Source organism: Pectobacterium actinidiae (assembly GCF_000803315.1).
Lineage (GTDB): Bacteria > Pseudomonadota > Gammaproteobacteria > Enterobacterales > Enterobacteriaceae > Pectobacterium > Pectobacterium actinidiae.
On sequence record NZ_JRMH01000001.1, the window covers coordinates 87,379 to 99,865 of the forward strand.

The window sequence follows — 12,487 nt, forward strand, 5'->3', positions numbered from 1 at the left end:
TATGAGGCAGTCTCACCATCTGGCCTATTCGATAGGTTTTATCCTTACCACCCCCCGCCCAACGCTTTATAGAGGGTGATGTCTTGTGTAAATCTGCCTTGAAGCGTACTGATTAAATTTTGTTGTGATGCATAATACGATCTCTGCGCGATGAGTACGTTCAAATAACTATCAATGCCTTGCTGATAGCGCAGTTGAGCCAAATCGTAATATGTTTTGCTGGCAGCATAATCTTTATGTCGAATGCTTAATTCATTTTGGTAGGTTTCTTTTGCTGATAGCGCGTCTGAAACCTCTTTAAACGCCTGTTGGATTGATTTTTCATAGTTTGCAATTTCTATTTCCTTCGATAGCTTTGCCACATCCAGATTGGCTTTATTGCGACCAGCATAGAATATCGGGATATTAACCGAAGGTGTAAACGACCAGGCGGCCGTTCCCCCTTCAAACAAATTCGACAGGCTGCTGGATGTCGTTCCTCCGCTCGCTGTGAGGCTGATACTCGGGAAGAATGCCGCTCTCGCTGCGCCAATATTAGCATTGGCCGCTTTGAGGGTATGTTCAGCCGCGATGATGTCAGGCCTGCGAGTGAGCAAATCAGAAGGTAACCCCGCACGTAGCACGGGGAATTCTGACATGTTTTTCAGCGAGGCATTGTTCACAATCGGTGCGGGTGCTTCTGTTCCCAGCAGCAGCGTCAGCGCATTCAGATCGCTTTTCACCTGTCTGGTATATTTCTCGATGTCGGCTTCGGCACTACGTACGGCGATTTCTGCCTGCATTAAATCCTGTTCGGTTGAGCTTCCCTGTTCATAGCTGTATTTCACGAGCGCGTAGGTATCATGCTGGCTCTTCGCCGTATCTTTGGCCAGTTTGAGCAGATCGCTATCCGCCCCCAGGGTTAAATAGCCTGTCGCGACTTCCGCTATCAGACTGATTCGCGTGGCTTCTTCTGTCGCTGCGCTCGACAGATAACTTTCTAACGCATTGTCTTTTAGGCTGCGTAAGCGACCAAAGAAATCAAGTTCCCAGGATGTGACGCCAATGGACGCCTGATACTGCTGATACGTTGCCGCTCCGGTTGCCTGAGTTGAATACAGATTTCCCGGTACGTGCTGTGCGGTTTTGCTGACCCCGCCGTCAATTGAGGGAAACAGTGCAGAACGTTCAATACGGAATTGTGCCTGAGCCGTTTGTACGTTGAGTGCCGCGACTCTTAAATCCCGGTTATGCTCAAGCGCCAGTGCGATTAACGTTTGTAACTGCTTATCACTGTAAAAACGCTTCCAGTCCAGACTGCTAACCGATTCGCCCTGAGATGTTTGCGCATTCCAGTTATTTTTCACCGGTAAAGTTGGTTTGATATACTCTGGCTGTAACGTACAGCCCGTGATGGCGAGCGACACGAGCAGCGTCACAATGCGCATGGACTGTTTATTCATCATTTAAGCCCCCTGCCAGTTTCGCAGCAGAACGGCGGTTGAAAAAACGTACGATGACGACATAAAACAGCGGCACGAAAAAGATCGCCAGGAACGTAGCTGAGAGCATCCCGCCCACTACGGCTGTTCCTATCGAATGCTGACTGCCTGCGCCTGCGCCACTTGATATGGTTAATGGGATAACGCCAAGAACGAATGCCATGGACGTCATGATGATTGGCCGGAGGCGCAACCTCGCAGCATCAATGGCTGCATGGACAATATCTTTTCCTTCCTTCTCATGAATGTCTTTTGCGAATTCAACAATCAGAATGGCATTCTTCGCGGCAAGGCCAACCGTAGTCAGCAGACCAACCTGAAAGAATACGTCGTTCTGTAGGCCGCGTAGCAACACGGCGGCGATGGTGCCGAGTACGCCAAGTGGAACGACAAGTAGCACAGAGAAAGGCACCGACCAGCTCTCATACAATGCTGCCAGACAAAGAAAGACGATTAAGACCGAGAAGATATACAAAGAGGTTGTCTGTGAACCTGCTAACTGCTCCTCGTATGATAAGCCATGCCACTGGATCTTGTAGCCATCGGGCAGCGTACTCACAATGTCCTTCACTGCCTGAACGGCGTCGCCGCTGCTGTAGCCTGTCGCTGGTGACCCCATGATGTTCACGGCCGAAATACCATTAAATCGTTCGAAACGTGGGGAGCCGTAGACCCATTCACCAGAACCGAATGCGGAGAAAGGAACCATCGTGCCGTCACCATTACGGATATACCATTTATTCAAGTCTTCCGGCGTGACACGTGAACCCGCATTACCCTGGATATAAACGCGTTTAACGCGGTCTTGATACATGAACTGGTTTACGTAACTTGAACCCCATGCGGCGGAAAGTGTGTTATTGATGTCTTCAATGCTGATGCCCAAAGAGCGGGCGCGTTCATCATCAATAATCAATTTATACTGAGGTTCATCGCTCATTCCATTGTGACGTACCATGGTCAGGCGCGGGTCCTGATTGGCCTTTTGTAAAAACTGATCCATCACTTTCATCAACGCATCGTGGCCTTTGCCATTTAAATCCTGAAGATAAAAGTCAAAACCGGTCGAGTTACCCAGCTCCATTACCGCTGGGGGGATCAGCGCGATAGCGATGCCATCTTTCAGTCCGGAGAAATGCGCCATCGATCGTTGAGCCAACGCCTGAAGGCTGAGTTCGTCTGTTTTACGAAGATCCCAGTTTTTGAGTCTTACGAATGCCATTGCAGTATTGGGGCCACGACCTGCGAAGCTGAATCCGTTCGCGGTAAACACGGAATCCACAACGTCCTTTTCCTCTGTAAGAAGATAATTCCCCATTTCCGCCAGTACGTTCTGAGTGCGTTCGGCGGAAGCATTCGAAGGTAGCGTCAACTGCATCATCATCACAGCCTGGTCTTCATCTGGTAGGAATGTGGTGGGAACGCGAGTGAACAGATAGCCGGTGATGCCGACAATACCGAAGTAGGCCACCATAAACAGCGCGCGTTTGTTGAGCATTTTCTCAACGCCGCGTGTATAGGTGACGGTTCCTTTATCAAAGGTACGGTTGAACCAACCGGCGAAACCTGTCGTTTTACTCCCTTGTGTGATGGGTTTTAACATTGTGGCACACAGCGCTGGCGTGAAGATTAACGCCATAATGACGGATAGCACCATTGATGAAACAATCGTGATGGAGAACTGTCGGTAGATTATGCCCGTTGAGCCACTAAAGAACGCCATTGGTAACAATACGGCCGAAAGCACCATCGCAATGCCAAAGAGGGCACCTTGAACCTGTTCCATGGATTTTATCGTGGCTTCTTTTGGTGAAAGATGCTCTTCATGCATGACTCGTTCGACGTTCTCGACGACGACAATAGCATCGTCCACTAGCAACCCTATGGCTAGCACCATGCCGAACATGGTCAAAATGTTAATTGAGTAACCAAAGGAATAGAGCACGCCGAATGTGCCAAGCAGAACGACAGGGACGACGAGCGTTGTGATGATGGTTGCCCGCAGGTTTTGCAGGAACAGCAGCATAACGATAAAAACCAGCACGATGGCTTCGAAAAGGGTTTTTAGCACCTCATGAATGGAGGCGCTTACCACCGGAGATGTGTCATAAGGGAACTCAACCTTCACGCCCTGAGGAAGGGAAGATTCTATATTTTTGATCGTTTCATGAACGGCCGTTACCGTATCCAGCACGTTAGCGCCACTGGCGAGACGTAGTGCAATACCAGCAGAAGGTTTTCCGTTATACGTTGACGTAATACTGTATTCTTCAGGACCCAGATCGATATTCGCCACGTCTTTTAAACGGACCTGTGAGCCGTCTGAATTCACTTTTAGAAGAATATTTTCAAATTGAGCAATATTCTCGAGACGTGTTTTCCCGATAATTGTTGAACTGAATTTTGCTTCGTTTACCGTGGGGAGTCCGCCCAGTTTCCCTGATGAAACCTGAGCATTTTGCTGTGATATTGCTGTAGAGACGTCACTGGGGACAAGTGAGTATTTATAGAGCTTTGCGGGATCCATCCAAATACGCATTGCGTATTCAGATCCCATGACCATAAAGTCGCCAACCCCTTTTGTACGTGATATCGGATCCTGAAGTTTGGAAACGAGGATATCGCCCAAATCGCCATTGCTCAGCTTACCGTCTTCCGAGTAAAGGCCAACGACCAACATGAAATTAAGTTGGTATTTCGCAACCTTAATACCTTGTTGTACAACTTCATTAGGCAACTGCGATTCAGCAAGTGAGACTTTGTTCTGCACCTGAACCTGAGCAATGTCAGGATCGGTTCCCTGCTCGAAGGTCACGATAATCGTTGCACTGCCATCACTGTTACTTTGAGATTCAATGTACCTCAGGTTATCGATGCCGTTGAGCTGCTGCTCAATAACCTGTACTGCGGTTTTTTGTGTGGTATCCGCGCTGGCGCCGGGATAGGTTATATTCACCGAAATAGCTGGCGGCGCGATATTCGGATACTGATTAATGGGTAAGTTCATAATTGCCACGGCGCCAGCAAGCATGATGACGATGGCAATAACCCATGCAAATATCGGTCTTTCTATGAAGAATTTAGACATAATTATCTCATCGTTACTGTGCAGAAGGGTCAGTCATGGACAGAGCAATGGATGGGCTCTTTTCTTGCGCAGGTTTTCTTTCACTTGCAGCGACTTTGATGCCAGGGGCTATTTTCTGAACCCCTGAAGTGACGACTCTCTCCCCTTCTTTCAGTCCATCGATGACAAGCCAGTAGCCGTCTTTTGATTCACCGGTTTGAATCGTTCTTTGCTCAATGGTTTGTTCGTCCGTGACAACAAAAACGTAAGGGCGTCCTTTACTGTCATGGCCGATAGATTCTTGTGGGACGCGGAGCCCTTTATCTTGTACGCCCTGCTTTAGAACGGCATGTACGAACATTCCGGGTAAGAGTAAGCGGTCTGGGTTTGGAAAGGTGGCGCGTAGCGCGACTGAACCTGTACTTTCATCAACACGGACTTCTGAAAACTCAAGTCGTCCCTCTTGGTTATAGACGGAACCATCTTCCATGATCAATTGAACGGAGGCTTCGTGATCGTTGACGGATTTTAGTTTCCCTTCGGAAAACATTTTCCTTAATTTCAATATATTACGTGAAGACTCACTGATATCTATGTAGATTGGGTTTAATTGAGTGATCGTGGTTAAATAGCTTGATTGACCGTTAGTGACAAGTGCGCCTTCGGTAAAAAGAGAACGATCGATGGTTCCTGATATGGGGGCTTTGACTTTGGTGTATTCCAGATTGATTCTGGCGGTATCTAAATCTGCTCTTGCCTGAGCTGCTTTGGAAACGGCATCATCATAATCCTGAGCACTGATGGCATGGGCAGAGGATAAAGATTTATAACGATTCGCTAATACCTCGGCATTAATAAGTGTTGCTTTTGCCTTATTAAAAGCAGCCTGGTAGGTAGCTGGATCTATTTGATATAATTGTTCTCCTGACTTAACTTCAGCCCCTTCCTGAAAAAAACGTTTAAGAATGATGCCATCAACCTGAGGGCGAACTTCAGCTGTTCTTACTGATACCGTTCTTCCGGGTAACATTGATGAAAGGGTTACAGGTTCTGCACTTAGGGTGAGGACCTCAACACGCGGTGTTTGAGGGGGGGCATTTTTTGTATCTGCATGATTATCACAGGCTGTTAGTAGTGCAGATGAAAATAGAATAAATAATATATTTATACGCATGATGACTTCCTGACATAACGTTATGAGAGGGGATTAATATTGAAAAATTATATTAAAGTAGATGTTGGCTTTGACTTTCCGATAACGATATAAACATGGTGGGATTTAAAAAATTGCCGGCATTGCTCCCCAGCAGCCGGCAAAAACTCGTGGAATCGGACGAAATCACGAGAAAAGCTCTAGCATTTATTTAATATCTTTCCAGTGTTTTACTTTTTCTTTCCAAATATAATCATAATGATGAATCATTTCTTTTGCGGTTCGTGGTTCCTGTGATGTTAATTCTTTAAAATCATTGGAAACAAAATCCATTAAGCCTTCAGCTATACTGGCCTCATTAGTTACCATATCGTTACCGCACCATGGTACGGGAGACGCTGAGAAATCTTGATCGGTATCGCGAGGAATACCAATAGAATCCAGATATTCGAAAAATGCCGGTTTATCTACCGGACAATAATCGATTGGAATGCCTGATGCCTCGCTGACAATGTGACAAATTTCACGCTGAGAAATCGATTCTGCCCCGGTGATGTTATAGGCTTTATTTTTTTCTCCGGCACCTAAAAGCAGAGCAGTCGCGGCCAGTGCACAGTCGTCTTTTGCAATGTAAGTCGCTTTGCCTTCACTGGCCGTTGTATACCACTTGTTTCCTGAGATGAGGGCTAGCATTACCGATGTGGTCAGATAATTCTCCATATAAAGATTATTGCGCATGATATTGAACTCAATACCGGCAGGCGGGCACACTTCATTAAGATAGGCTTCTGTTGCGGTATGGTCTGGTGTGACGTATACATGTGCATAACGAGGATCGGAGGCACCCAGGAATGAGATATAAGTAATATGTTTTATTCCGGCTTTTATCGCCGAGTTGATCACATTTTTGTGTTGCTTGACGCGTTTTTCCCCAATCAATACACCAGACACGATGACTATCCGCTCTGCCCCCTGAAATGCGTTAACCATTTGTTCTGGCTTATCGTAATTAGCGGCACGGACATCAATCCCAAGTTTAGCCCAGAGTCCTTTTTTTTCTTCGGGTAAATATTCAGGAAAAGGGCAGGTGAAAATGAGGTTTTCCGGTGCCTCATTTTGGATCATGTTTTCGGCTATTCGACCACCCAGTTTTCCGTCACAGCCTGTAACTACATATTTCATTTGAGCCTCTTTTTCATCGTTATTTCTAATGGAGTGGATAATACTCCAATAATGTTTTGCTTGTTTAATTGAAATTGTTTATGCTTAATAAAAGAAATTTATAGGCTAAAAAAATGAATATTGAGCAGGTTAGGTGCTTTGTTATTCTTAGTGAAACGCTAAGTTTTTCTCATACTGCTGAAATATTGAATTTGACTCAACCGGCAATCACACATCAGATAAAAAAATTAGAAAGTGACCTTAAATTCTCTCTCTTTATACGCAGTAAACATGGTGTTGTGTTAACTGCCGCAGGAAAAGTATTTTATCCTGAAGCAAAAGATATAATAACGAGATTGCAAATGGCGATAGAGAAAGCATCATCGTTAGATAAAGATATCACAAGTGTTATTCATCTTGGATATGAAGGGCATGATATAGAAAAATACAACCTACCCAATATAATTAATGTTTTCAAAGAGAATAATCCATCAGCGAGAGTCATGGTTTTCAAAGCCGATCATAAAGAAAGAAAAAACGCATTGTTAAATAAAAAATATGATCTGATAATGACAGTAAAGGATAATATTGAAAATACAGAGGGTGTGATATATAAAAATATATTGTCGGCAGGGCTGGATTGTGTGATTAGTGAAAATCATCGACTGAATAAAAATGAAATCATCACGCTGGATGATATTAAAAATGAAAATATTATATTGTTTGACCCTTTACAAGGGCCGAAAGAGTTGAACTATATACAAAGTCAGTTATTAAAAGATTTACCATCGGCGAAGTTTCTCTTTTCTGACTCTGAATTTTCCGCAGCGATTATGATTAAGAGTCATGAGGGGATTGCAATTATGCCATCCTTCTGTAAGCAATTCGGCAGCGGTCTGATACATATTCCTTTCGCACTTGATGAGACTTTGTCTTATGGTGTGGCTTATCTAAAAGAGCACGCCAATAAACAAATTCCTTATCTGGCGAGAATCATTCAGGATATTTTTGTGAAAAAGATTTGATACGGTGCACCTGAAATACAGGGCTGGGACAAGCACGTATAGGGGAAACATCGTCAATAAAATTGCATCAATCTCAATTCCAAATGCAATTTAATCCAATACTTCCCCTACTGATTGCGTACTTAATCCAGAATGGTATGCGGATAGAAGCGCGAGAGATCCTGAGTGATCAGGGCGCGATCTTCACGTACGCCGATACCACAAGGTTGATCGTTCACGAGCCAGCTACCAATCAGCGTGTAGCTGTCGCCAAATTTCGGCAGTTGATGGTACTGCTGGATAATCATCCCTTCTTCGCCGTAAGGGCCGTCAGCTGACGCAATCTCTTTGCCGTTTTCGACGATCTTGATGTTCGCCCCTTCGCGTGAAAACAGCGGCTTAATGACATAGCTGTCCAGCTCGGGATGTTCATCTTCTGCGAAATAGGCAGGAAGCAGGTTGGGGTGATTCGGGAACATTTCCCACAGCATCGGCAGCAGCGCTTTATTGGAAATGATGCTTTTCCAGGCCGGTTCCAGCCAGCGCACGCCCGCATCTTCCAGCTTGGTGGAAAACATCTCGCGCAGCATGAACTCCCAGGGATACAGCTTGAACAGATTACTAATCACCTGATTTTCAGGATCGGTAAACTGGCCTTTCTCACCGAGGCCAATTTCCTCAATGTACAGAAACTCGCTTGGCAGACCCGCTTCCAGTGCGCAATCCTGAAGGTATTGCACTGTACCGCGATCTTCTTCCGTATCCTGACAGCAGGCGAAATGCAGTAAGCCGAAGCCGTGATTCAGTTTTAGCTCTTCAAAGCGTTCGATCAGCTTTTCCTGAATGCTGTTGTACTGGTCAGAATTCTGCGGCAGATTTCCGGCGTTGATTTGATCTTCCAGCCAGAGCCACTGGAAAAAGGCCGCTTCGTACAGTGACGTTGGCGTATCTGCATTGTTCTCCAGCAGCTTAGCCGGGGATTTGCCGTCATACGCCAGATCGAGGCGTGAATACAGTGAAGGCTGATTGGTACGCCATGAATGTCTGACGAATTCCCAGGTGTGTTTGGGAATACGGAATTTGGCGAGCAGCGTGTCGCTATTGATGACTTTTTCCACCACTTGCAAACACATCTGATGCAATTCTGCTGTGGTTTCTTCCAGCTCTTCGATCTGAGCTAGCGTAAATTGGTAGTAAGCCTCTTCGCTCCAGTAGGGCTCGCCATACATGGTGTGAAAACGAAAACCAAACTCGGCGGCTTTTTCCTGCCAGTCAGGACGCGCTGTAATATCTATCCGCTTCATTCAATATGCCTCAGCCGCCCATGCTACGGGAAGAGCTGGAACTTGAACTGGCACTGCTGCGCTGCATGCTGTTTTGCTTCGCGACGGTTTCACCAAAGCCACCACGCGTGATGGTCGAGGTGGTTGCAGGCTTCGGCGCCAATGCGGTTTTAGGCACGGTCATTGAGCGACCTGTCGTTGCGCTACCGTAATTTTTACCAGAGGCATCAACGAACTGGCCATTGGCCGGGCTGGCTGGCGTTTTCGGACTGAACAGCGGCTGCTGTGCGAAACCGGCACCGCCACCCATCATTCGGCCCATCATGTAACCCGCCATCAATGGCATCCAGGACATACCACCGCCCTGCTGCGATTCTGCTGCCATACCAGCCTGTGCTGGTGCAGGTGTTTGAGTACACTGCGCTTCGCCAAATTCTGCTACGCAATCTTCTTTTGTCGCGTATTTCGGTGCCGTTTTTTCTGCTTCTTTTAACGCATTATTGTACGCGGTGGTGCACTGGGCAGCCATTGACGGGTTCGCTGACGAACAATCATCCGCATTCTGGTAGAGGGAGACGGTTTCATCGGTTTGTTCGCAGCCAGCGAGGAAAAATACGGCGCTGACGGCCAAAGCAACAGGTGCCAGACGGTGCGTCCGCCATTCCTTGCGGAACGTTTCCTGATTAATATTTTTTGTACGTTTCATCGTGTTTATCCCAGAGCAAAGCATCACGGCCAATAACCAATAAGTGTGCCTAAGAATAGGGGAACACTGCTTGAATTTAAAGCGGCAATAGGCGTAACTGAAGGTGTCTTTACGTTGCTATACATTACGTTGTGCAACGTTTCGCTTAATGAAAGGTGAACATGTCTCCTGCAACCCGATGAAGTGACGTGGTTCTGCAAAAAACATCGATATAAAAAAGGGGAACCGCAGTTCCCCATCGGTCTCGGTAAACGCCGCCCGTTGATTAACGCTGTGCCGAGGCCGTGGTTGCCAGCGGAGCGGTGTTGTCGGTTACAGCGGGCGTGGTTGAAACCGGTTGACCCAGTGACGCATTCAGCGCTTGTAGGTCGGTTTCGCTCAGCGTGCCCTGTGCGGATTTGATGTTTAACTGATTGATCAAGTAATCGTAACGTGCGCTGGAAAGCTGCTGTTTGGCGTTATACAGCGTGGTGGTAGCATCCAGTACGTCGACGATGGTACGTGTCCCTACCTGGTAACCGGCTTCCATCGCATCCAGCGAGCTTTGTGCAGACACTTCAGCCTGTTTATAAGCGTTGATACTGCTAATTGAGGCGGAAATATTGTTAAACGATGAACGTACTGTCTGGATAACAGAACGGTGTGCGCTTTCCAGCAGTTCACTCGAGCTAACATAGCTGTGCTGCGCTTGCTTAACCTGAGAATTGGTGGCACCGCCGCTGTAGAGTGGCAGGGTGAAGTTGATCCCCACTTTGTGCTGCCCAGCGTCTGAATCGTTAAACGAGTTACTGTTCTGTGTTCTTGAACCAGAATAGCGGGTATCGCTCACGCCCGTTGAAGCGGTGAGATCCAGCGTCGGCATGTAGCCTGTTTCGGCGGAGCGAATCTGCTCGCGCGCCAAATCCTGACTCAAACGTGCGGATAACAGGTTCAGGTTGCGGTTTTCGGCTTCTTTCAGCAGGTTGTTAACGGCCTCTGGTTTCTGGGTAGAGAAACGTTCGATATTTAAACCAGCTAACTGTGGGTAGAAGTTACCGGTAATCTGACGCAGTGATTCCAGTGCATTATCCAGCGTATTACGCGTCAACACTTCATTGGCCAACACGCTGTCATACTGTGCACGGGCGTTCTGGACGTCGGTAATCGCGACCAGTCCCACGTTGAAGCGCTGCGTCGTTTGATCCAACTGACGATAGATCGCCTGTTTCTGTGCATTGATGTAGGACAGTGAGTCAATCGCGCGCAGCACATTGAAATAAGCGGTCGCGGTGTTCAACATCAAATTTTGCTGAGCGGTCTGATAGGTAACGTCTTCAATACCGGCTTGTTTTTCCTGCAATGTCAGCGCACGCCATTTAGACATGTCAAACAGCGTCTGGGTCAATTGCAGTGAAGCACTCTTGACGTCGCTATTGACGCCCTTGCTGTCACGGTAGCCTCTGTTATAGGTATAGTCAGCCCCTAGACCGAGCTGCGGCAGTAATGGGCTGCGTGATTCGTTGATTTTTTCAAACGCGGCGTCGCGGGTTGCCGCAGAGCTGCGTAAATCAGGGTTAGTATTTTTTGCCTGCTGGTAAACCTGTAACAGGTTTTCCGCTTGACTCATGGCGCTAAAACCGCCCAGGCTCAGACCAATAAGAAGAGGGAGCAATTTCTTCATTTGCATTCCTTGTTGTGCAGCAATCTCGCTATGGTAGCGCTGTCTGTAGACGAATAATTGTCGATTCTATCAGAATCTGCCAATAGGATAAGGTAGCTGAACGTGCCATCTTTCAGCGGAATATATCCACGGGGTCAGGTAAATTGACCTGTTGGATGATTCAGTGTGGCGTTTTGCTGTTCAGTAAGGCGCCGAAAAGTAATGCGACGGGTGTGAATCTCCTCACTTGGCGACGTCACGCCTAATAAACGTTTAAAAACAATGATGAGTATAATGACAGCGGTTTCCGCCATACAATACCGGATTCCATTAATACTTGTTACAGGAGTACAGCCATGACGTCTTCCGTATCCGGTCCGGTTACTTTCACTAAAGATGATGTAGAAATTATTGCACGTGAAACGCTGTACGACGGTTTTTTTTCGCTGGAGCGTTACCGTTTCCGCCATCGCCTGTTTAATGGCGGCATGAGCGGTGAAGTCAGCCGTGAGATCTTGGAGCGTGGCCACGCGGTCGTGCTGTTGCCTTACGATCCGGTGCGTGATGAAGTGGTATTAATCGAACAGATTCGCATTGCTGCCTATGACACCAGCGCGTCCCCCTGGCTGTTTGAGCTGGTGGCTGGCATGATTGAACCAGGAGAAAGCCACGAAGAGGTGGCGCGGCGCGAAGCACAGGAAGAAGCTGGCTTAAGGGTTGGCCGTTGCCGACCAATAATCAACTATCTTGCTAGCCCCGGCGGCACCAGTGAGCGTCTGGCTGTGATAGTGGGTGAAGTGGATACGCGTACGGCGAAAGGTATTCATGGCTTGGCGGAAGAGAATGAAGATATCCGCGTACATGTGGTGAGCCGTAAACAAAGTTATCAATGGGTTGAAGAAGGCATCGTTGATAACGCCGCGTCTGTCATTGCCTTGCAATGGTTGGCGTTGCACCATGAAGAATTGAAACGTGAGTGGGTGGATTGAATTG

General features: G+C 47.2%; 9 protein-coding genes. 2 read left to right on the top strand and 7 right to left on the bottom strand.

What is annotated here, in order from left to right:
- Positions 1-44: 44 nt before the first annotated feature.
- From KKH3_RS00420 to KKH3_RS00435, 4 genes are all read right to left on the bottom strand, one after another.
- Positions 45-1,442 (bottom strand): efflux transporter outer membrane subunit, encoded by a 1,398-nt coding sequence (locus KKH3_RS00420; protein WP_039361962.1) that lies wholly within the window; start codon positions 1,440-1,442, stop codon positions 45-47.
- A complete protein-coding gene (locus KKH3_RS00425) occupies positions 1,435-4,569 on the bottom strand; it encodes an efflux RND transporter permease subunit (protein ID WP_039354674.1) in 3,135 nt (1,044 codons plus the stop codon). The genes KKH3_RS00420 and KKH3_RS00425 overlap by 8 nt, the downstream gene beginning before the upstream one ends.
- A gap of 13 nt (positions 4,570-4,582) precedes the next feature.
- Positions 4,583-5,722: an efflux RND transporter periplasmic adaptor subunit gene (locus tag KKH3_RS00430; RefSeq protein WP_039354676.1), complete on the bottom strand. Its 1,140-nt coding sequence runs from the start codon at positions 5,720-5,722 to the stop codon at positions 4,583-4,585.
- Positions 5,723-5,908: 186 nt separating this feature from the next.
- Entirely contained in the window at positions 5,909-6,883 is a 975-nt protein-coding gene (locus KKH3_RS00435) for an NmrA family NAD(P)-binding protein (RefSeq protein ID WP_039354680.1), read from the bottom strand.
- 113 nt (positions 6,884-6,996) lie between these two features.
- On the opposite strand from KKH3_RS00435, the gene KKH3_RS00440 reads away from it, so the two are divergent.
- Complete coding sequence (locus KKH3_RS00440; RefSeq protein WP_052201266.1) at positions 6,997-7,887, top strand: LysR family transcriptional regulator; 891 nt, start codon at positions 6,997-6,999, stop codon at positions 7,885-7,887.
- A gap of 122 nt (positions 7,888-8,009) precedes the next feature.
- Here KKH3_RS00440 and KKH3_RS00445 read toward each other — a convergent pair whose 3' ends face one another.
- From KKH3_RS00445 to tolC, 3 genes are all read right to left on the bottom strand, one after another.
- On the bottom strand, positions 8,010-9,170 hold the full coding sequence (locus KKH3_RS00445) for a glutathionylspermidine synthase family protein (RefSeq protein ID WP_039354683.1): 1,161 nt from the start codon (positions 9,168-9,170) through the stop codon (positions 8,010-8,012).
- Positions 9,171-9,180: 10 nt separating this feature from the next.
- Positions 9,181-9,855: a DUF1190 family protein gene (locus KKH3_RS00450; RefSeq protein WP_039354686.1), complete on the bottom strand. Its 675-nt coding sequence runs from the start codon at positions 9,853-9,855 to the stop codon at positions 9,181-9,183.
- Positions 9,856-10,120: 265 nt separating this feature from the next.
- Positions 10,121-11,515, bottom strand: a complete 1,395-nt coding sequence (tolC, locus tag KKH3_RS00455; protein WP_039354689.1) for an outer membrane channel protein TolC — start codon at positions 11,513-11,515, stop codon at positions 10,121-10,123.
- Between the two features lie 335 nt (positions 11,516-11,850).
- Between tolC and nudF the strand changes: the two genes are divergently transcribed.
- Entirely contained in the window at positions 11,851-12,483 is a 633-nt protein-coding gene (gene nudF, locus KKH3_RS00460; protein WP_039354692.1) for an ADP-ribose diphosphatase, read from the top strand.
- Positions 12,484-12,487 lie beyond the last annotated feature (4 nt).